18 protein-coding genes and 2 rRNA genes are annotated in these 19,865 nt (G+C 71.8%); 4 read left to right on the top strand and 16 right to left on the bottom strand.

All coding sequences use genetic code 11. The features are described from left to right. The first annotated feature begins 40 nt into the window (after nucleotides 1–40). On the top strand, nucleotides 41–901 hold the full coding sequence (locus tag MRBLMG1_RS15630; protein ID WP_367824605.1) for a DUF4253 domain-containing protein: 861 nt from the start codon (nucleotides 41–43) through the stop codon (nucleotides 899–901). 713 nt (nucleotides 902–1,614) lie between these two features. Here the strand turns inward: MRBLMG1_RS15630 and hemB are convergent. From hemB to MRBLMG1_RS15660, 6 genes are all read right to left on the bottom strand, one after another. After that, complete coding sequence (gene hemB, locus MRBLMG1_RS15635) at nucleotides 1,615–2,619, bottom strand: porphobilinogen synthase (RefSeq protein ID WP_367824606.1); 1,005 nt, start codon at nucleotides 2,617–2,619, stop codon at nucleotides 1,615–1,617. 694 nt (nucleotides 2,620–3,313) lie between these two features. Next, nucleotides 3,314–4,984 carry a uroporphyrinogen-III synthase gene (locus MRBLMG1_RS15640; RefSeq protein WP_367824607.1) on the bottom strand — a complete coding sequence of 557 codons (1,671 nt, stop codon included), beginning with the start codon at nucleotides 4,982–4,984 and terminating at the stop codon, nucleotides 3,314–3,316. Then, nucleotides 4,981–5,967 carry a hydroxymethylbilane synthase gene (hemC, locus tag MRBLMG1_RS15645; protein WP_367824608.1) on the bottom strand — a complete coding sequence of 329 codons (987 nt, stop codon included), beginning with the start codon at nucleotides 5,965–5,967 and terminating at the stop codon, nucleotides 4,981–4,983. Before hemC ends, MRBLMG1_RS15640 begins: the two co-directional genes overlap by 4 nt. Then, a complete protein-coding gene (locus tag MRBLMG1_RS15650; RefSeq protein ID WP_367824609.1) occupies nucleotides 5,964–7,346 on the bottom strand; it encodes a glutamyl-tRNA reductase in 1,383 nt (460 codons plus the stop codon). The genes hemC and MRBLMG1_RS15650 overlap by 4 nt, the downstream gene beginning before the upstream one ends. Next, nucleotides 7,343–8,134, bottom strand: a complete 792-nt coding sequence (locus MRBLMG1_RS15655; protein ID WP_367824610.1) for a redox-sensing transcriptional repressor Rex — start codon at nucleotides 8,132–8,134, stop codon at nucleotides 7,343–7,345. The genes MRBLMG1_RS15650 and MRBLMG1_RS15655 overlap by 4 nt, the downstream gene beginning before the upstream one ends. Before the next feature lie 272 nt (nucleotides 8,135–8,406). Then, complete coding sequence (locus MRBLMG1_RS15660; protein WP_366310125.1) at nucleotides 8,407–8,688, bottom strand: glutaredoxin family protein; 282 nt, start codon at nucleotides 8,686–8,688, stop codon at nucleotides 8,407–8,409. 129 nt (nucleotides 8,689–8,817) lie between these two features. On the opposite strand from MRBLMG1_RS15660, the gene MRBLMG1_RS15665 reads away from it, so the two are divergent. From MRBLMG1_RS15665 to MRBLMG1_RS15675, 3 genes are all read left to right on the top strand, one after another. Next, a complete protein-coding gene (locus tag MRBLMG1_RS15665) occupies nucleotides 8,818–9,780 on the top strand; it encodes an HAD family hydrolase (protein WP_367824611.1) in 963 nt (320 codons plus the stop codon). Between the two features lie 440 nt (nucleotides 9,781–10,220). Next, the gene (locus MRBLMG1_RS15670) at nucleotides 10,221–11,006 is read left to right on the top strand and encodes an ECF subfamily RNA polymerase sigma factor, BldN family (RefSeq protein ID WP_367824612.1); all 786 of its coding nucleotides are present in this window, start codon (nucleotides 10,221–10,223) and stop codon (nucleotides 11,004–11,006) included. A 297-nt stretch (nucleotides 11,007–11,303) separates the two neighbouring features. Beyond that, nucleotides 11,304–12,539 carry a DUF5667 domain-containing protein gene (locus MRBLMG1_RS15675; RefSeq protein WP_367824613.1) on the top strand — a complete coding sequence of 412 codons (1,236 nt, stop codon included), beginning with the start codon at nucleotides 11,304–11,306 and terminating at the stop codon, nucleotides 12,537–12,539. 123 nt (nucleotides 12,540–12,662) lie between these two features. On the opposite strand, the gene MRBLMG1_RS15680 is transcribed toward MRBLMG1_RS15675, so the two are convergent. From MRBLMG1_RS15680 to MRBLMG1_RS15725, 10 genes are all read right to left on the bottom strand, one after another. Further along, a complete protein-coding gene (locus tag MRBLMG1_RS15680; protein WP_367824614.1) occupies nucleotides 12,663–13,709 on the bottom strand; it encodes a lysophospholipid acyltransferase family protein in 1,047 nt (348 codons plus the stop codon). Between the two features lie 16 nt (nucleotides 13,710–13,725). Next, complete coding sequence (locus MRBLMG1_RS15685; protein ID WP_367824615.1) at nucleotides 13,726–14,808, bottom strand: NAD-dependent epimerase/dehydratase family protein; 1,083 nt, start codon at nucleotides 14,806–14,808, stop codon at nucleotides 13,726–13,728. A 139-nt stretch (nucleotides 14,809–14,947) separates the two neighbouring features. Continuing rightward, nucleotides 14,948–15,046 carry a 30S ribosomal protein bS22 gene (locus MRBLMG1_RS15690; RefSeq protein ID WP_003948845.1) on the bottom strand — a complete coding sequence of 33 codons (99 nt, stop codon included), beginning with the start codon at nucleotides 15,044–15,046 and terminating at the stop codon, nucleotides 14,948–14,950. Nucleotides 15,047–15,209: 163 nt separating this feature from the next. Continuing rightward, nucleotides 15,210–15,419, bottom strand: a complete 210-nt coding sequence (locus MRBLMG1_RS15695; RefSeq protein WP_367824616.1) for a helix-turn-helix domain-containing protein — start codon at nucleotides 15,417–15,419, stop codon at nucleotides 15,210–15,212. A 127-nt stretch (nucleotides 15,420–15,546) separates the two neighbouring features. Beyond that, nucleotides 15,547–16,362: a phosphatase gene (locus tag MRBLMG1_RS15700; RefSeq protein ID WP_367824617.1), complete on the bottom strand. Its 816-nt coding sequence runs from the start codon at nucleotides 16,360–16,362 to the stop codon at nucleotides 15,547–15,549. 116 nt (nucleotides 16,363–16,478) lie between these two features. After that, entirely contained in the window at nucleotides 16,479–17,654 is a 1,176-nt protein-coding gene (locus MRBLMG1_RS15705; protein WP_367824618.1) for an acetoin utilization protein AcuC, read from the bottom strand. Continuing rightward, on the bottom strand, nucleotides 17,623–18,825 hold the full coding sequence (locus MRBLMG1_RS15710) for an MFS transporter (protein ID WP_367824619.1): 1,203 nt from the start codon (nucleotides 18,823–18,825) through the stop codon (nucleotides 17,623–17,625). Before MRBLMG1_RS15710 ends, MRBLMG1_RS15705 begins: the two co-directional genes overlap by 32 nt. 43 nt (nucleotides 18,826–18,868) lie before the next feature. After that, the gene (locus MRBLMG1_RS15715) at nucleotides 18,869–19,516 is read right to left on the bottom strand and encodes an HAD family hydrolase (protein ID WP_367824620.1); all 648 of its coding nucleotides are present in this window, start codon (nucleotides 19,514–19,516) and stop codon (nucleotides 18,869–18,871) included. 67 nt (nucleotides 19,517–19,583) lie between these two features. Continuing rightward, nucleotides 19,584–19,700, bottom strand: a 5S ribosomal RNA gene (rrf, locus tag MRBLMG1_RS15720). Nucleotides 19,701–19,773: 73 nt separating this feature from the next. After that, a 23S ribosomal RNA gene (locus MRBLMG1_RS15725) occupies nucleotides 19,774–19,865 on the bottom strand; the annotation flags it as partial.

The following is a 19,865-nucleotide window of genomic DNA, read 5'->3' on the forward strand; positions in this document are numbered from 1 at the left end:
CCCGGGCCCCGTTGTCAGTGCCGCCCCGTAGCTTCTCGACATGGCGATGATCCCGAACCAGCTGCCCCGGCTCGCGTCCGACCCGACCGGCCGTTCCCTCGGCCTCGACCTGCCTCCCGGCGCCCTCACCGGCCCGGCGGACTCCCCGTACCTCTGGTCGGGACACGGCCCGGCGGGACCCGACGCCTGGGCCGCACTGCGCCCCGCGGCCCGTACGGCGGGCCTGCTGCCGGTCCTCCTCGGCGGGGACCGCGGCCTCGACGACTGGCAGCTGATGCCGCAGCTCATGAGCGACCCGTCCGACCACGACGCCGACGAGGTCCTCGCCGACCTCTGGGACGCCCACGCGGCCTCCCGGATGCCCGAGGACGCCCGCGACCCCCACCTGACCCACACCGTCGAGGAACCGTCCGGCCGCCGGCCCGGCTACGCCGAGATCGTCTCCCCCTTCACCGACGGCTGGCCCGGCCCGGCCCCCGCCCTGCCGCTCCACACCGACCCCGACCGCGCCGCCGCCGCCGTCGCCGAAACCCTCACGGAACCCGGCTCCTGGTTCGCCGACGCCCGCCCCGCCCTCGTCCCCGCCCGCCGCAGCGCCGACATCCCCGCCGTCATCGGCTGGACCGGCCCCCTCAACCACGACAACGACGTCGCCCGCTTCTGCGCCGTCCTCCGCTCCTGGGAAGACCGCTTCGGCGCCCGCCTCATCGCCCTCACCCCCGACCGACTCGTCCTCTCCATAGCCGCCCCACCCCTCACCACCCCCCAAGCCCAATCCATCGCCGCCGAACACCTCGCCTTCTCCCCCGACACCCTCACCCAAGGCCCCCACCCCGACCTCCCCACCTACGCCCACCACTCCCTCCTCAACGCCCCCATCTGGACCTTCTGGTGGGACTAACCCCACCCACCCCTCGGGGCCGGGTCCGGGCAGCATGGTCGACTCCGGGCAGGGCGGTGCCGAAAGCAGGGAGCTTCCGAGAAGGGCGGGGCTAAGCGGAGTGGTGCCGAGCGGCGTATTGGCGAGCGGAGTGCTGGCGAGCAGGGCGGTGCCAAGCGGGCGGCCCCGTTTCGGGCGGCCGGACGGCATCGGTCCGCCTGGGCCCGGCCCGTGCTGACCTCACCGGGTTCGCCATGGATCCGAGCCAGCCACGGACCTGGGTTGACCACGAGTCCCGGTTCACTACGGAGCCGTGTTCATCCCCGGCCCGGGGTCATCACGGGCGCGGGTTCATCACGGGCCCCAGACCAGCCGGGGCGGCTCCGGCAGAGGCCTGAGCGACGGGCCGGGTCCGGGCCGAGGGGAGCCGGGGCCTAAGGCGACGGCCCGTTCCAGGCCCGAGGGCCGGAGCCCGGTCCGCGCGCAGGCCCAGGGCCAAGGCCAGGCACAGCGGATCGGCGCCGCCCGGCGGGCTCGGCTCGGCACTGCGCCGCGCGGCACCTCTGCCCGGCACTACGCCACTTGGCCGTGCGTGCCCGGCACTGCCCGTACTGGCACTGCCCGTACGGGCGCCACCCAGCCTCGCGCACCCAGCCCGCCGCCATCCAGCCCGGCACTACCCACCCCAGCAGTACCCGCCCCCGCCCCACCCGGGCTGGAGCGGCTGCCGACGGCTAACCGCGCCCGGCGGCCAGCTTCTGGGCGACCTCGGTGGCCCAGTAGGTGAGGATCATCTGGGCTCCGGCGCGTCGGATGCCGGTGAGGGTCTCCAGGATGGCCTTGTCGCGGTCGATCCAGCCCTTCTCGGCGGCGGCTTCGACCATCGCGTACTCGCCGCTGATCTGGTAGGCGGCGACGGGCACGTGGACCGATTCGGCGACCTTGGCGAGGATGTCGAGGTAGGGGCCGGCCGGCTTGACCATGACCATGTCGGCGCCCTCTTCGAGGTCGAGGGCGAGCTCGCGCAGGGACTCGCGGACGTTGGCGGGGTCCTGCTGGTAGGTCTTGCGGTCGCCCTGGAGGGAGGAGCCGACGGCCTCGCGGAAGGGGCCGTAGAAGGCGGAGGAGTACTTCGCGGTGTACGCGAGGATCGACACGTCCTCCTTGCCGATGGTGTCGAGCGCGTCGCGGATGACCCCGACCTGGCCGTCCATCATCCCGGAGGGTCCCACCACGTGGACGCCGGCGTCGGCCTGGACCTGGGCCATCTCGGCGTACCGCTCCAGGGTGGCGTCGTTGTCGACGCGCCCGTCGGCGTCGAGGACGCCGCAGTGCCCGTGGTCGGTGTACTCGTCGAGGCAGAGGTCGGACATGATGACCAGGTCGTCGCCGACCTCGGCCTTCACGTCCCGGATCGCGACCTGCAGGATGCCGTCGGGGTCCGTACCCGCCGTCCCGGCCGCGTCCTTCTTCTCGTCCTCGGGCACCCCGAAGAGCATGATCCCCGAGACGCCGGCCTCCAGCGCCTCCACCGCGGCCTTCCGCAGCGTGTCCCGCGTGTGCTGCACGACCCCCGGCATCGCCTGGATCGACACCGGCTCGTTGATCCCCTCGCGCACGAACGCGGGCAGGATCAGATCAGCCGCCTGCAGCCGGGTCTCCGCCACCATCCGCCGCATAGCCGGCGTCGTGCGCAGCCGCCTCGGCCTCGCCCCCGGAAACGATCCATACGAGTTCATACCCCCGAGGCTACGCCCGCCCACCCCCTCCCCTTACCGACGCCCTGTGGGCATACCCACCCCACCCCCACCCACGATGTGACACCCCCAACCCCCTGCCACCCCCACGCCCGGCCCACCACCGAGCGCACCCGCGCCCGCGCGCTCACCGCCCGGCCCACCACCCCCGTGTGGGCAATCGTCCCGCTGGGGCGGGACGGGTGGGCACACGGGACGGCGCCCTCAGCGGCGCCTCGCCCCCCTGCACCTGCCCGCACCCATAGTTCGCCGCGCACCCGGTGCGGGTTCAGGCGCGGAAGCCTAGGCCCGGCAAGGGGCGCCGTTCCGTTGTGCCCACCCGTTCCGCCCCAGCGGAACGATTGCCCACAACGAGGGTGGCCGGGGTGGGGCACCGTCCGTTGCGCCCACAACGAGGTGGCCAGGGTTTGGCGGCTCCGTTGCGCCCACAACGAGAGTGGCCGGGGTGGGGGGCCGTCCGTTGCGCCCACAACAGGGTGGGCCAGGGGGCGCCCCGTAGTGCCCACAACGGGGCAGGCGCAAGCCAGGAACCGGCCCCGCCTGCCCACAACGCGGCGGGCGCGGGCCAGGAACCGGCCCCCGCCCCCACCCCACCCCAATCACACCCACAGACGCCCACGAAAAAGGTGCGGGCCCCCCACAGGGACCCGCACCTCACACACCGAACACACACCGACTACGTCGTACGACGCCTCCGCGCCCCCGGCCTCCGCTCACTGGGCCGCGTCACCGGATCCCCCGCCTCCCGCGCCGCCTCCCGCCGCCGCAGACCGAAGTCCGCCAGCGCCTCGGCGAGCTTGTGGACGGACGGCTCGGGCGACAGGACGTCGACCCGCAGCCCGTGCTCCTCCGCGGTCTTCGCGGTGGCCGGGCCGATGCAGGCGATGACCGTGACGTTGTGCGGCTTGCCGGCGATGCCGACGAGGTTCCGCACGGTGGACGACGAGGTGAAGAGCACCGCGTCGAACCCGCCGCCCTTGATCGCCTCCCGCGTGTCCGCCGGCGGCGGCGACGCGCGTACGGTCCGGTAGGCGGTGACGTCGTCGACCTCCCACCCGAGTTCGATGAGCCCCGCGACCAGCGTCTCGGTCGCGATGTCGGCCCGCGGCAGGAAGACGCGGTCGATCGGGTCGAAGACCGGGTCGTACGGCGGCCAGTCCTCGAGGAGGCCCGCCGCGGACTGCTCGCCCGACGGCACGAGGTCGGGCTTCACGCCGAAGTCGACGAGGGCGGCGGCTGTCTGCTCGCCGACCGCGGCGACCTTGATTCCCGCGAAGGCGCGCGCGTCGAGCCCGTACTCCTCGAACTTCTCGCGCACGGCCTTGACCGCGTTCACCGAGGTGAAGGCGATCCACTCGTAGCGTCCGGTGACGAGCCCCTTGACCGCCCGCTCCATCTGCTGCGGGGTCCGCGGCGGCTCGACGGCGATCGTCGGCACCTCGTGCGGCACGGCGCCGTACGAACGCAGCTGGTCGGAGAGCGAGGCGGCCTGCTCCTTGGTGCGCGGCACGAGCACCCGCCACCCGAAGAGCGGCTTCGACTCGAACCACGACAGCTGGTCCCGCTGCGCCGCGGCGCTGCGCTCGCCGACCACGGCTATGACCGGCCGGTGGCCCTCGGGCGAGGGGAGGACCTTGCCCTGCTTGAAGACCTGCGCGATGGTGCCGAGCGTCGCGTTCCAGGTGCGCTGCCTGGTCGTGGTGCCGGCGATGGTCACGGTGAGGGGGGTGTCCGGCTTACGGCCTGCCGCCACCAGCTCACCGGCCGCCGCGGCGACCGAGTCCAAGGACGTCGAGACGACGACGGTGCCGTCGGAGGCTCCGACCTCGGCCCAGCACCGCTCGTCGGCGGTGCGGGCGTCGACGAAGCGCACGTCCGTACCCTGCGCGTCGCGCAGCGGCACACCCGCGTACGCGGGCACACCGACGGCGGTGGCGACTCCGGGGACGACCTCGAAGGGGATGCCCTCGGCGGCGCAGGCGAGCATTTCCGCTCCCGCGTACCCGTCGAGGCCGGGGTCGCCGGTCACCGCACGGACGACCCGCCTGCCGCCCCTCGCGGCCTCCATGACAAGATTGGCCGCATCCCTCAACACGGGGACACCGGCGGCTGTTGACGCCTCGTCAACCACCGTCAGTTCCGGCGTGCTCACCCCCGCGCGCGCGTGGCCGCGAACGACCTCGAGCACTTCCGGCTCGGCGATCAGGACGTCCGCTCCCGCCAGGGCTTCGACGGCCCTGAGGGTCAGTAGTCCGGGGTCGCCCGGGCCTGCGCCGAGGAACGTCACGTGCCCGTGGCCGGTGAAGGCCGGGGACAGGGGGCTGGTGGTCGGGCTGGTGGGGTTCAAAGTGCTCGCTCCCCCATAAGACCGGCCGCGCCCTTGGCGAGCATTTCGTCCGCGAGTTCGCGTCCGAGCGCCATGGCCTCGTCGTGCGAGGTGGGTACGGGTCCGGTGGTGGACAGCTGCACCAGCGTCGAGCCGTCGAGGGTGCCGACGACGCCGCGCAGGCGCATCTCGGTGACAACCTGCCCGTGACCGGGGTCGTCGGCCTGGAGGTCGGCCAGCGCACCCACGGGTGCGGAGCAGCCTGCCTCGAGGGCGGCGAGCAGGGATCGCTCGGCGGTCACGGCGGCCCGGGTGTGCGGGTCGTCGAGCGCGGCGAGCGTGGCGACGAGGTCGGCGTCGGACGCCGGACACTCGATCGCCAGTGCCCCCTGGCCGGGGGCGGGCAGGACGGAGTCGACCGACAGGTGGTCGAGCGACAGGGAGCCGGTGAGCTCCGCCGTCCCGCCGATGCGGTTGAGGCCGGCCGCGGCGAGAACCACCGCGTCCAGTTCACCGCTGTGTACGTAGCCGACCCGGGTGTCGATGTTGCCCCGGATCGGGACGCAGGTGAGTTCCAGGCCGTGGTTGCGCGCGTAGGCGTGCAGCTGTGCCATCCGCCGCGGCGAACCGGTGCCGACCCGCGCGCCCTTGGGCAGCGTGTCGAGCGTGACGCCCTCGCGGGCGATCAGCACGTCGCGCGGGTCCTCGCGCCGCGGGATCGCGGCGAGGACGAGCTCGGGGTGCTGGGTCGTCGGCAGGTCCTTCAGGGAGTGGACGGCGAAGTCCACCTCACCGGCGAGCAGCGCGTCGCGCAGGGCGGCGACGAAGACGCCGGTGCCGCCGATCTGCGCGAGGTGCTCCCGGGAGGTGTCCCCGTACGTCGTGATCTCCACGAGCTCGACGGGCCGGCCGGTCAGCTGCCGGACGGCATCGGCCACGTGCCCGGACTGGGCCATGGCGAGCTTGCTGCGCCTGGTCCCGAGCCTCAGTGCCCTCTCGGTCATACTCGCCCTCGGTTCTTGACGTCGGCGTCATTCAGGTCGGCCCGGCTGACAGAAGCCACCGTCTCCGGGTCGAGGTCGAAGAGTGTCCGCAGCGCGTCCGCGTACCCGGCGCCGCCGGGCTCGCTCGCCAGCTGCTTGACCCGCACGGTCGGCGCGTGCAGGAGCTTGTCGACCACCCGGCGCACGGTCTGGGTGATCTCGGCGCGCTGCTTGTCGTCGAGGCCGGGGAGCCGGCCTTCGAGACGGGCGACCTCATTGGCCACCACGTCGGCGGCCATGGTGCGCAGGGCGACGACGGTGGGGGTGATGTGGGCGGCGCGCTGGGCGGCGCCGAAGGCGGCCACCTCGTCGGAGACGATGCCCCGCACCTGGTCGACGTCGGCGGCCATGGGCGCGTCGGCGGAGGCCTCGGCGAGCGACTCGATGTCGACGAGCCGGACACCGGGGATGCGGTGGGCGGCGGCGTCGATGTCGCGGGGCATGGCAAGGTCGAGCAGGGCGAGCGGGGTGCTGCGGTCCCGTACGGCGGCCTCGATGCCGTCGCCGGTGAGGACGAGTCCGGTGGCGCCGGTGCAGGAGACGACGACGTCGGCACGTGTCAGTTCGTCGCCGACGGCAACCATCTCGACCGCGCGTGCGGCCACCCCCGTGCCTCCCCCAGAGCTGCCTCCGGGGGTGCCCCCAGACTCGTTCAGGATCTGGGCGAGCCGCTCGGCGCGGGCCAGGGTGCGGTTGGCGACGACGATCTCGGAGACGCCGGACCGCGCGAGCGTGGCGGCGGCCAGCGAGGACATGGAGCCGGCGCCGATGACGAGGGCCTTCTTGCCCTTGGCCCAGGTGTCGACGTCGGTGCCGTCGGCGAGCTGCTCGAGCCCGAAGGTGACGAGTGACTGTCCGGCCCGGTCGATGCCGGTCTCGCTGTGGGCGCGCTTGCCGACCCTCAGGGCCTGCTGGAACAGGTCGTTGAGGAGGCGTCCCGCGGTGTGCAGGTCCTGGCCGATGGCGAGGGCGTCCTTGATCTGGCCGAGGATCTGGCCCTCGCCGACGACCATGGAGTCGAGGCCGCAGGCCACCGAGAAGAGGTGGTGGACGGCCCGGTCCTCGTAGTGCACGTAGAGATAAGGAGTGAGCTCGTCCAGGCCGACGCCGCTGTGCTGCGCGAGCAGCGTCGACAGCTCGGCGACTCCGGCGTGGAACTTGTCCACGTCGGCGTAGAGCTCGATGCGGTTGCAGGTGGCCAGGACGGTGCCCTCGGCGGCCGGTTCGGCGGCGAGGGTGTCCTGGAGGAGCTTGGCCTGGGTGTCCGCCGACAGCGAGGCGCGCTCCAGGATGGAGACGGGGGCGCTGCGGTGGCTCAGCCCGACGACGAGGAGGCTCATGCCGGCATCACCGCGGGGACGTCCCCGTCGGGTCCCTTGCGGCCGCTGCCGGTGCGCGGGGCGGGCGGCGCGACGGTCGGGGCGGTCTCCGTGCCCGTGTCGGGGCCGTTCTCGGCGCCTGCTTCCTCGCCGGCCTTGCGCTGCTCGTGGAAGGCGAGGATCTGCAGCTCGATGGAGAGGTCGACCTTGCGCACGTCCACGCCGTCGGGCACCGAGAGCACGGTCGGGGCGAAGTTCAGGATGGAGGTGACTCCGGCGGCGACGAGCCGGTCGCAGACCTGCTGGGCGACGCCGGCCGGGGTCGCGATGACGCCGATGGAGACGCCGTCCTCGTGGATGATCTTCTCCAGGTCGTCGCTGTGCTGGACCGGGATCCCGGCGACCGGCTTGCCGGCCATCGCGGGGTCGGCGTCGATCAGCGCGGCGACCCGGAAGCCACGGGAGGCGAAGCCGCCGTAGCCGGCGAGCGCGGCGCCGAGGTTGCCGATGCCGACGATGACGACCGGCCAGTCCTGGGTGAGCCCGAGCTCGCGGGAGATCTGGTAGACGAGGTACTCGACGTCGTAGCCGACCCCGCGGGTGCCGTACGAGCCGAGGTAGCTGAAGTCCTTGCGCAGCTTCGCGGAGTTGACGCCCGCGGCGGCCGCGAGCTCCTCGGAGGAGACCGTGGGTACGGAGCGCTCCGACAGCGCGGTGAGTGCGCGCAGATACAGCGGAAGCCGGGCGACGGTGGCCTCGGGAATTCCTCGGCTACGGGTCGCCGGTCGGTGAGTTCGGCCAGTTGCCACGGTGCTCCTGCGGGATGAGCGGGGCTGCAGGCGGCCGTATGTCCCAAGACCGCCCCGTCGAATGCAGGCTATGTCTTTGTGAACGCGTGCACAAAGATGGTGTCCGTTTTGTCCGGCCAAAGTGACCGGGGTCACGCGGCCGGTTCCCGTCATCACGGAACCGGGGAGTGCGTCAGCGCGTTGAGAACCCGAAGGGGGCAAAGCCGCACACACCTCTCACGACGCCGCCCCCGAAACCCAACAAAACGTCCATGATGGTAACCGCCTTTCGGTCACGCACCCAGTTCGCGGCGGAGCCGCTCCGCGTCCACGCGCCAGAACGTGTGCTGCTCGCCGTCGACCAGGACCACCGGAATCTGCTCCCAGTAAGCCCGGTGGAGCTCCTCGTCCCGGGAGATGTCCTTCTCCTCCCAGCGTGCACCCGTCTCCGCGCACACGGCCTCGACCACCGCGCGGGCGTCGTCGCAGAGATGGCACCCCGGCTTGCCGATCAGCGTCACCGTCCGCGACGCGGGGTCGGCCTTCTTCTTCGTCCGTCCGAACATGGCGTCCATTCTGCCCCTGGGGGCGCGCGACCCCGCCGCGATGGGACCGCCTCCGATTAACAGGGGAGCCCCACACTGTTCACGCCGCGGCATCGTCACAAGTCAGGAAGTACCGAACAGACTGGCTATGCTCACGATATGGCCGCTCTGGGATGGCTCACCCCCCGTAGGCGCTCCGCCACCGCGCGCAGCGTCCTCGCAGGCGAGGCCGCTGCCGAGGCAGCGCGCAAGTCCTCGCTCCAGCTGGAACGGGAGCGGGAGGAGGCGGCCGCGGCGGCCGGCGCGGCCGAGGCCGAAGCACCTGTCGAACCCGAGTTCCCGGTCGTCGGCGACGTACGGGCGGCCGCCTTCTTCGACCTCGACAACACCGTGATGCAGGGCGCCGCGATCTTCCACTTCGGCCGCGGCCTCTACAAGCGGAAGTTCTTCCAGCGCCGCGAACTCGCCCGCTTCGCCTGGCAGCAGGCCTGGTTCCGGCTCGCCGGCGTCGAGGACCCCGAGCACATGCAGGACGCCCGCGACAGCGCGCTGTCCATCGTCCAGGGCCACCGCGTCTCCGAACTGATGTCGATCGGCGAGGAGATCTACGACGAGTACATGGCCGACCGCATCTGGCCCGGCACCCGAGGTCTCGCCCAGGCCCACCTCGACGCGGGCCAGAAGGTCTGGTTGGTCACGGCCGCCCCGGTCGAGACGGCCACGATCATCGCCCGGCGGCTCGGCCTGACCGGCGCGCTGGGCACGGTCGCCGAGTCCGTCGACGGCGTCTACACCGGCAAGCTGGTCGGCGAGCCCCTGCACGGACCGGCCAAGGCCGAGGCGGTACGGGCCCTCGCCGCCGCCGAGGGCCTCGACCTGAGCCGCTGCGCCGCGTACAGCGACTCCCACAACGACATCCCGATGCTCTCGCTGGTGGGCCACCCGTACGCGATCAACCCCGACACCAAGCTCCGCAAGCACGCGAAGGACCGGGAGTGGCGGCTGCGCGACTACCGGACCGGCCGCAAGGCCGCCAAGGTGGGCATCCCCGCCGCCGCGGGCCTGGGCGCCCTCGCCGGCGGCACGGCCGCCGCGGTCGCCCTGCACCGCCGCCGCCACTGACGCGGACCCCGCGAGGTTCACGCGGTCCAGCGCGTCGCCCCTCTGCCGATACGTTTCGGCTGCGATCATCTGCGACAACCCCGGACCAGCCGCCCTCACCCGTCCGTGGTCGAACACCACCGCACAGGTCGACCCGCGGGCATTCCGAGCTCCTTACCCAGCAGCGGCCACGATCACTCACCCGCCCCGCACTTGAGCACAACGCAGCGTGCGCGCAGTCACACTCGGAAGCAAAGCGATCAACAACTAGTCACGAAGCAGACCCTTTTCCGACTGCAAGCAGTTACGGAAACGACGGAACCGGTGATTTGAGCAACTGGGTGTAGCGCTGCCTGTACGAAGCGTTATTCTCCTCAGACGCACAAAGGACCCCTCACGTCGTCACGACGGGTGAACGGTCCCGCACTGCACGTGATGGAAGCTCTGCCTCTGGGAGTCCCGTGTACCCACACGTCGGGGTTGACACCTCGGGCCTGGCTACGCTGCGCGCAACGGTCCTCGACCACTTGCGCGGCTTCGTCCCCACCGCGTACGCCGGCCCTGTCCCCGCCTTCGCCTTCGCCGCACCGGCACCCGCCGGCCCTTGCTACGCCCTGGCCGACGGCGGGGCCGCCGTGGGCAGACGTGGTGCGCGCTCCACGACCTCGACCACCCACCGCCGGCCCAGCGCCGACAGCGACAGCGCCCGCATGATGGACCTGGTCGAACGGGCCCAGGCAGGCGAGGCCGAAGCCTTCGGCCGCCTGTACGACCAGTACAGCGACACGGTCTACCGCTACATCTACTACCGCGTCGGCGGGAAGGCGACCGCGGAGGACCTCACCAGCGAGACGTTCCTGCGCGCCCTGCGCCGGATCTCCACCTTCACCTGGCAGGGCCGCGACTTCGGCGCCTGGCTCGTCACCATCGCCCGGAACCTGGTCGCCGACCACTTCAAGTCCAGCCGCTTCCGGCTCGAGGTCACCACCGGCGAGATGCTCGACGCCAACGAGGTCGAGCGCAGCCCCGAGGACTCCGTCCTCGAGTCGCTCTCCAACGCCGCCCTCCTCGACGCGGTCCGCCGCCTCAACCCCCAGCAGCAGGAGTGCGTGACCCTGCGCTTCCTCCAGGGCCTCTCGGTCGCCGAGACCGCCCGCGTCATGGGGAAGAACGAGGGCGCCATCAAGACCCTCCAGTACCGGGCCGTCCGCACCCTGGCCCGCCTGCTCCCGGACGACGCCCGCTGACCGCTCCGCGCCCCCACACGCGCGCCCCCGCCCCGGTCGGCACCCCCACATCCATCCGTCCCCCCACGCCCCCACGACCCCCGCCCAACTCACAGTCGGTGACGCCTCGATGACGCAGCGGTCCGATCATCTTTCGCGCGTAACCCAAGTGCCGCGCCGCTCGTTGTGCGGGATGCAGGCTCCCTGTGGACACGCCATGTCCGCAGCCACTCACTCTTTCGTGTGGATGCGCTCAAGGTGTGCAACCTTCCGGACACCCCGGGGAGTCGACCGTCATGACGAGAGGAGGTGCCGCCAGTGATCGCGAACGTATCGGCGCACCGGCGGGCGAACGCCTTCGCCCAGGCCCTGGAGGACCGGGCGTCCGAGGGCGCGGCGGCCGAGCAGCCCGAAGCCCCGGCCGAACCGGCCGAGCAGGGGCGGCTTTTGGCCTTGGCGAACGGTCTCGGCGAACTGCCGAAACCACAGCTTGATCCCGAGGTCAAGGTGGTGCAACGAGCCCAGCTCGTGGCCGCCATGGAAGCGATGCTCATGGAGGGGAGCGCGGCCGCGGGCCCTACGGTGCCGGAGCAGCGGACATCCACCGGCAAGGGGACCCATCGGGCCTCCCCGCTCCGCAAACTCCGCCCGCGCTCCCGCTGGACCAAGGGTCTGGCCGCCGGCGGTCTCACCGTCGGTGTGGCGGCGGGAGCCTTCGGCGGAGTGGCCGCTGCCAGTTCCGACGCCCTGCCCGGTGATTCGCTCTACGGGCTCAAGCGGGGCATGGAGGACATCAAACTGGGGATGGCGGACGACGACGCGGACCGCGGCGGCATCTACCTCGACCAGGCCTCCACCCGGCTCAGCGAGGCCCGCAGACTCATGGAACGCGGCCGCTCCGGCGACCTCGACCACGAGTCCCTCGCCGAGATCCGCCGGGTCCTGGGCGGAATGAAACACGACGCCAGCGAAGGCCACCGCCTGCTCCGCCAGGCGTACCAGCGGGACGGCGAGATCGCCCCGATGGCCCGACTCAACTCGTTCGCGCAGGCCCACCGGGACACCTGGAACGGCCTCCGCGACCGGCTCCCCGTCCAGCTGGCTGACGTCGGCAGCGAGGTCACGCACGTCTTCGACGCCATAGACGAAGACGTCGAGCCGCTCCAGTCGATGCTCCCCCGTACCCCCGAGCGGGGAGCGATCGGCTCGGAGGGCCCGAGCAGCAGGCCCGGCACCCCGGGCGGCGGCCAGGGCTCGGACGCCCAGCGTCCGCCGTCCTCCGACACCGCACCCCCGGGCAGCCACTCGGCACCGCCCCGCCCGTCCGGCCCCAGCACGGGCACCAGCCCGAGCACGGGCAGCGGAACGGGTTCACCGGAGGACGACGGTCTCCTCGGCGGCAGCGCCGGCGGACTGCTCAATCCCTCCCCGACCGGCACGCCGACGGGCTCCGTCGACAGCCAGCCGACGCCGGACGTCCCCGACGTCACCCTTCCGCCACTCCTGCCGGGCCTGCTTCCAGGCCTCGGCATCGACAGCGAGGACGCTCGCTGACACGAGAGAGGGGCGCCCCCACGGACGGGGGGCGCCCCTCCTTCTTGCCCCGGAATTGCCCCGGAACACCGGCTCCTCGCCCCGGAACACCGGCCGTACGGGCACCGGTCGTCCGGACACCGGTCAGAAGAACACCGACCGCCGCTGCACCAGCAGCTTGTACAGCGTGTGCTGGATCTGCTCCCGCACCTGATCCGTCAGGTTGAACATCAGCATCGGATCCTCCGCCGCCTCCGGCGCGTACGAGTCCGTCGGGATCGGCTCGCCGAACTGGATGGTCCACTTCGTCGGCAGCGGCAGCGCCCCGAGCGGGCCCAGCCACGGGAAGGTCGGGGTCAGCGGGAAGTACGGCAGGCCGAGCACCCGCGCCAGGGTCTTCGCGTTCCCGACCATCGGGTAGATCTCCTCGGCACCCACGATCGAGCAGGGCACGATCGGCACCCCCGCCCGCAGCGCCGTCGACACGAAGCCGCCCCGCCCGAACCGCTGGAGCTTGTACCGCTCCCCGAACGGCTTCCCGATGCCCTTGAAGCCCTCAGGCATCACCCCGACGATCTCGCCGGCCCGCAGCAGCCGCTCCGCGTCCTCCGCGCAGGCCAGCGTGTGCCCCGCCTTGCGGGCCAGCTCGTTGACGACCGGCAGCACGAAGACCAGGTCCGCGGCGAGCAGCCGCAGGTGCCGCCCGGCCGGATGGTGGTCGTGGACGGCGACCTGCATCATCAGCCCGTCCAGCGGCACGGTCCCCGAGTGGTTGGCGACGATCAGCGCCCCGCCGTCCGCCGGGATGTTCTCGACGCCCTTCACCTCCACCCGGAAGTACTTCTCGTACAGCGGGCGCAGCAGCGACATCAGGACCTGGTCGGTGAGCTCCGCGTCGTAGCCGAACTCGTCGACCTCGTAGTCGCCGGTGATCCGCCGCCGCAGGAACGCGAGCCCGCCCGCCAGCCGCCGCTCCCAGCCACCGCCGCCGGCACCGCTGTCCTCCGCCTCCCCGGCGCCGCCGTCGCCGCTGTGCGGGCCCGCCACGGCCGGGGCCTCCCCCGGCGCCCGGGAGCCCGTCTGCGGCCCTGGGAGGGCCCGTACGGCCGCCGCCTCGCCATCGGCCCGGCCGGGCCGCCGCCGGGCCCGCGAGCGGTCGTCGTCGAACGGAATGACCTTGGCGTCCGCCATCGCTTGTCCGGTCTCCTCAGGCGCCGTCGTGAACAGGGGGAACAGGGGATACGGGTGGGGCGGAGGCCACGGCCCCGAGCAGCCGCCCGGCGAGCCGGTCCACCGCGCCCGCGAGCGTCTCCGGCGGCAGCAGTCCCGGCCCGCGGCCGCGCGCGAAGTCGGCGAAGGCCTCCGCCGTGGTGTGCCGCGGAGAGAAGCCGAGGACCTCGCGCGTCTGGACCGTCGAGACGACCCGACCGTGCGTCAGCAGCCGGATCTGCTCGGGCGCGAAGTCGGTGATCCCGACCGTGCGCAGCGCGGTCCCCACCCAGGTGACCGCGGGCAGCAGCACCGGCACGGTCGGCCGCCCGAGCCGCCGCGCGCACTGGGACAGCAGCAGCACCCCGTCCCCGGCCACGTTGAACGTGCCGCTGTTCTGGGTCGCCCTGCGGGGCTCGTGCGCCGCCAGCCGCAGCACGTCGATCACGTCGTCCTCGTGGACGAACTGCAGCCGGGGGTCGTAGCCGAGGACGGTCGGCAGCACCGGCAGCGCCAGGTACTCGGCGAGCGGGGAGTCGATCCGGGGCCCGAGGATGTTCGCGAACCGCAGCACGCACACGGCCACGTCCGGCCGGCGCCGGGCGAAGCCCCGCACGTAGCCCTCGACCTCGACGGCGTCCTTCGCGAAACCCCCGCTCGGCAGCGACTTCGCGGCGGTCGTCTCGGTGAAGACGGCCGGGTCGCGGGGCGCGGAGCCGTAGACACTGGTACTGGACTTGATCACCAGCCGGCTGATCCGCGGCGACTTCTGGCAGGCGCCGAGCAGCTGCATGGTGCCGATGACGTTGGTCTCCTTGACCGACGTCCGGCCGCCGGCGCCGAGCGCGATACCGGTGACGTCCAGGTGGACCACCGTGTCGACGTCGTGCTCGGCGAGGACCTTCGCGATCTCCGGCCGGCGGATGTCGGCCCGGACGAACTCGGCGGCGCCGAGCTGGTGCGCCGGGTCGACCGCGTCCACGGCGATCACCCGCTCCACCTCGGGGTCCCGCTGGATCCGCCGCACGAAGCGGCCGCCGAGATGCCGTGCGGCACCGGTGACGAGCACGACCTTGCCCAAGATCAGCGCCTTCCGTCCGTCTTCCGTTGGTCGCCACCGTAGCGCCTCGAGATTTCGGCGCAATAAAAAACGCGGCCCTCCACCGCGAACGGTGAAGGGCCACGTCTCACGCACCAAATACTGCGGTGCAGCTGTCGCCTTACTTCTTGTTGCGACGCTGAACGCGCGTGCGCTTGAGCAGCTTGCGGTGCTTCTTCTTCGCCATCCGCTTGCGCCGCTTCTTGATAACAGAGCCCACGACTACCCTCGCTCACTTCTCGGAACATCCCCGCCTCCCGGCGGGGATCGGTGCGGGGCGTCTGGGCCCACACGACCTACGTCGGCCTAGCCTACCGTCCCGAGCACCGCGCTTGTAATCCGAGGGCCGTACGGAGCTCTTCCGGTGTTGTCCCGCGCGCTCGCTACGCGGTCCCCACCCCCACGAAGGACTCCCTCAGGTACTCGTGAACCGCCTGTTCCGGCACCCGGAAGGACCTGCCCACCCGGATCGCCGGCAGATGACCGCTGTGCACCAAGCGGTACACGGTCATCTTCGAGACGCGCATCACCGCGGCGACTTCCGCCACGGTCAGAAACTTGACCTCGTTGAGAGGTCGTTCGCCAGCAGCCATGACCCACCTGTACCTTCCGCCGCGACGCACACCGGCTTCCCCTCCGGTGACTCTTCGTCGCCGAGCGCTCACTCTCCAGACTAGGGGCGGGTGGTACGAGTGGGGAAGAGGTGCTGCCATCGGCCGTTTACCGTGACAGACACGCTCGATTGAGTACATAGCGCGTGAGAGGCCGGTAGTAGTCGGAGCGCACGCCGTCATCAAGCGGAACGGCCACCGACACCTGTCCCTCGGCCTCACCGACGAACAACGCCGGATCATCCGTATCGGCGAGACCGATGGCCTCGATACCCAGCTGACCAGCACCGCAGACCCATCCGTGATCCCCCACCACGAGCTCCGGCAGCGGACCGCCGCCCTCGGCGGCGGTTTCGAGAGCGGCCCTGACCGGCAGCGGCGAGTGGGAGTGCGCCCCCGGCTCACGCCCTCCCCCGGACGGCCCCGGTTCTCGCACCAGCGCGACCCCCCGTACGTAGTCGAGGAGGTACGTGCGTACGCCGAACCGGGTCGTTATGTCGACACATCGCCCCTGCGCCGGTGTGAGAACAAGACATCCCGCCGCCGACAAGGCGTCTGCGAGAGCGACGTAGAAACCGAGCAGACGATGCGGATGCCCCGTGCCCAACAGCACCGGAACCCGCCTCGCCGCCGCAGCGCCCAACCGCGCGGCGAAGGCGTCGAGCCCCCGCAACGTACGTTCCGGATCGATGACGTCCGGCCCCGACCGGTGCGCCGGATCCCCCGACACCCCGCACTTGTCGGCCATCAGCCGCAGCAGTTCGGCCTCTCCCCACCCCCAGGCGGGATCCAGCCCCAGCAGCACCCGCGGATCCCGCGCGGCGAAGAGCCGGTAACTCCGCAGGCTCTCCTCCCGCGACGTCGCCACCGTCCCCGCCAACCCCGCCGCCAACAGATGCGCCCGCAGCGCCCCGGTACTCAACACCCTCCCGATGCTGCCGGAACCCCCTCGGCGCGGAGTCGAAACCCCCCGGACACCGCACAGTCGGCGTAACACCCACGCGCGCGTTCCCGCGGCCCGCCCCGAGACGACGGCAAGCCTCAGGCGAGCAGCCCCCGCAGCGGAAACGCCGCCTTCCGGGTCGCGAGCACCGCCTGGTCGAGCCGGTCCGCCGGGTCGTACCCCTCCGCCCAGTCACGGAAGTCCACCGGCCACCGCCCGTCCGTCATCCGCGCCGGCCCCAACTGCCGGGTCCGCGCGTACACCTCGTCCCGCCACGACGACGGCACCACCGACTCCGGATCCACCGGAGCGTGCGCCGCGATCCCCACCAGATGCGTCCACGACCGCGGTACGACGTCCACCACGGCGTACCCGCCACCGCCCAGCGCCAGCCACCGCCCGTCGGCGTACGCGTGCGCCAGCTCGTGGCAGGCCTCCTGCACGGCCCGCTGCGCGTCCAGCGACACCGCCAGGTGCGCCAGCGGATCCTCGAAGTGCGTGTCCGCCCCGTGCTGAGTCACCAGCACCTGCGGCCGGAAGTCCGCGAGCAGCTCCGGCACCACCGCGTGGAAGGCCCGCAGCCACCCCGCGTCCCCCGTCCCGGCCGGCAGCGCCACGTTCACCGCCCCGCCCTCACCGGCCCCCGCCGGCCCCGTCTCCTCAGGCCACCCCGTCTGCGGGAACAGCGTCCGCGGATGCTCGTGCAGCGACACCGTCAGAACTCGCGGGTCCTCCCAGAAGGCCGCCTGCACCCCGTCACCGTGATGCACGTCCACGTCCACGTACGCGACCCGCTCCGCACCCAGTTCGAGGAGCCTCGCGATCGCCAGCGACGCGTCGTTGTAGATACAGAACCCCGAGGCCGCCCCCGGCATCGCGTGATGCAGACCGCCCGCGAAGTTCACCGCGTGCGTCGCCTCCCCGCGCCACACCGCCTCCGCCGCCCCCACCGACTGCCCGGCGATCAGCGCCGACACCTCGTGCATCCCGGCGAACGCCGGGTCGTCGACCGTGCCGAGCCCGTACGCCTGGTCGGCATGGCGCGGATCCACCGACGCCGCCCGCACCGCCGCCACGTAGTCCTCACGGTGCACCAGCCGCAGCGTCGACTCCCCGGCCGGCTTCGCCGACACCACGTCCACCGCCCGGTCGAGCCCGAAGGCCCGCACCAGCGACATCGTCAGCGCGAGCCGTACCGGATCCATCGGATGCTCGGACCCGAAGTCGTACTGCGTGACAGCTTCATCCCACATCAACAGTGCGCGGCCGCTCATGCCCGCCACCGTATCGGGCCTCCCGCGCGCCGAACGACGTGGCGTACACCACCGTCACCAGGACGAGCGCCATCGGCACCACCATCGCCCCCCGGTAGCTCCACGCGTCCCCCAGCGCACCCACCAGGGGCGACCCGACCAGGAATCCCACGTAGTTGAAGACGTTGAGCCGCGCCACCGCCGCGTCGCTGTTCCCCGGGAACGACCGGCCCGCCGCCGCGAACGTCTGCGGCACGATCACGCTCAGCCCGAAGCCCAGCACCGTGAACCCCGCGATCCCCGCCCACGCCCCCGGCGCCACCGCCACCAGCGCGAACCCCAGCGCCGCCAGCACCGCCCCGCCCCGCACGACCGCCACGGCCCCGAGCCTCCGCACGCCCAGGTCCCCCACGGCCCGCCCGAGCAGCGTCGTCACCATGTACGCGTTGTACGGCACGGTCGCCAGCTCCTCCGAACTGCCGAGCACGTCCTGGAGGTACTTCGCGCTCCAGTTGGAGACCGTGGAATCCCCGATGTACGCGAACGTCATCACCAGGCACAGCGGCAGCAGCAGCCGGAACGCGATCCCACCGCTCCCCTTGCTCTCCCCCGCCTCCTCCACCGGCCCGTCCCCACCGGCCGCGTACCACCGGCTCCCCACCAGCGCGACGGGCAGCAGCACCGCCACCACCGGCAGGTACGACGTGAACAGCGACAGGTGCCAGTGCGCCCCCACCCACGCCAGCGAGGCCCCCGCGATCCCCCCGAGGCTGTACGAGGCGTGGAAGCCGAGCATGATGCTCCGCCCGTACGCCCGCTGGAGGCTCACCCCCAGCATGTTCATGGAGGCGTCCAGGGCACCCACCGCGAGCCCGAACAGCCCGAGGGCGACCGCCGCCGCCCACAGCTCCGACCCGACCCCCACCGCCAGGAGCGCGAGCAGCACGAACGGCTGCGCCCACCGCAGCACCACCGCGGGCCCCACCCGCGCGACGACCTTCTCGGTCACCACGCTCGCCACCCCGGCCAGGATCGGCACGGCGGCCAGGAACGCGGGCAGCAGCCCGTCCGAGATCCCGTACCGATCCTGGATCGCCGGTATTCGAGTCACGAGCAGGGCGAAGGTGACCCCCTGCACGAAGAAACTGACCGCCAGGGATCCCCGCCCACGCCGCAACCGCGCATCCGTCATGGCGGCACAGCGTACGGCCGGAAACTACCGCTGGGTAGATGGATCACATCCCCAAAATCGCGGGGAGCTCGTCCATCCTCCCGAAGAAGCCCCTGGCCCCCGCCAGCTTCTCCTCCGGCGTCATCGCGGTGAACCCGTACACGTCCATCCCGGCCGCCAGCGCCGCCTGCACCCCGAGCCGGCTGTCCTCCACCACCACGCACCGCTCGGGCGCCACCCCCATCCGCGCGGCCGCGTGCAGGAACAGGTCAGGCGCCGGCTTCCCCCGGCCGACGTCCTCGGCACTGAAGACGATCCCGTCCCGGAACCACGCGTCCAGCCCGGTCTTCCGGTGCCCCACCCGAATCCGCTCATGACTCCCCGACGACGCCACGCAGTACGGAACCCCGGCCGCGACCAGCCCCTTCAGTACGTCCCCGGCCCCGACCACCGCTTCCAACTCCCGCTCGAACGCCGCGAAGACCCGCGCGTGGAACGTCTCGTCGAAGTCCCCGGGCAACCGCCCCCCACTCCGCTCCTCGACCAGCTCATGGATCCGGTGCATGGCCGACCCCATGTAGTCCCGCACCGACTCCTCGTACGTCGTGGGATGCCCGAGCTCCGTCAGGTAGCCGGCCAACAACGTGTTGGAAATCGGCTCGCTGTCCACGAGCACACCGTCGTTGTCGAAGATGACCAGGTCGTATCGCATGACCACAGCCTAGAACGCAAAAATGCCTCAACCCCCGGACAATGTCCGGGGGTTGAGGCTAAAAATTGTTCGGCGGCGTCCTACTCTCCCACAGGGTCCCCCCTGCAGTACCATCGGCGCTGAAAGGCTTAGCTTCCGGGTTCGGAATGTAACCGGGCGTTTCCCTAACGCTATGACCACCGAAACTCTATGAAGTTGAACTCAACCGGCAAAGGGAGTTCATTGCTTCAGAACTAACACAGTGGACGCGAGCAACTGAGGACAAGCCCTCGGCCTATTAGTACCGGTCAGCTCCACCCATTACTGGGCTTCCACATCCGGCCTATCAACCCAGTCGTCTACTGGGAGC

Source organism: Streptomyces sp. LMG1-1-1.1 (assembly GCF_040815545.1).
Lineage (GTDB): Bacteria > Actinomycetota > Actinomycetes > Streptomycetales > Streptomycetaceae > Streptomyces.

Excerpts from the sequence above, each read along its gene's own strand:
- MRBLMG1_RS15630 (WP_367824605.1), top strand. The coding sequence starts at position 41 with ATGGCGATGATCCCGAACCAGCTGCCCCGGCTCGCGTCCGACCCGACC.
- hemB (WP_367824606.1), bottom strand. The coding sequence starts at position 2,619 with ATGAACTCGTATGGATCGTTTCCGGGGGCGAGGCCGAGGCGGCTGCGC.
- hemC (WP_367824608.1), bottom strand. The coding sequence starts at position 5,967 with ATGACCGAGAGGGCACTGAGGCTCGGGACCAGGCGCAGCAAGCTCGCC.
- MRBLMG1_RS15650 (WP_367824609.1), bottom strand. The coding sequence starts at position 7,346 with ATGAGCCTCCTCGTCGTCGGGCTGAGCCACCGCAGCGCCCCCGTCTCC.
- MRBLMG1_RS15660 (WP_366310125.1), bottom strand. The coding sequence starts at position 8,688 with ATGGACGCCATGTTCGGACGGACGAAGAAGAAGGCCGACCCCGCGTCG.
- MRBLMG1_RS15665 (WP_367824611.1), top strand. The coding sequence starts at position 8,818 with ATGGCCGCTCTGGGATGGCTCACCCCCCGTAGGCGCTCCGCCACCGCG.
- MRBLMG1_RS15680 (WP_367824614.1), bottom strand. The coding sequence starts at position 13,709 with ATGGCGGACGCCAAGGTCATTCCGTTCGACGACGACCGCTCGCGGGCC.
- MRBLMG1_RS15695 (WP_367824616.1), bottom strand. The coding sequence starts at position 15,419 with ATGGCTGCTGGCGAACGACCTCTCAACGAGGTCAAGTTTCTGACCGTG.
- MRBLMG1_RS15705 (WP_367824618.1), bottom strand. The coding sequence starts at position 17,654 with ATGAGCGGCCGCGCACTGTTGATGTGGGATGAAGCTGTCACGCAGTAC.
- MRBLMG1_RS15710 (WP_367824619.1), bottom strand. The coding sequence starts at position 18,825 with ATGACGGATGCGCGGTTGCGGCGTGGGCGGGGATCCCTGGCGGTCAGT.
- MRBLMG1_RS15715 (WP_367824620.1), bottom strand. The coding sequence starts at position 19,516 with ATGCGATACGACCTGGTCATCTTCGACAACGACGGTGTGCTCGTGGAC.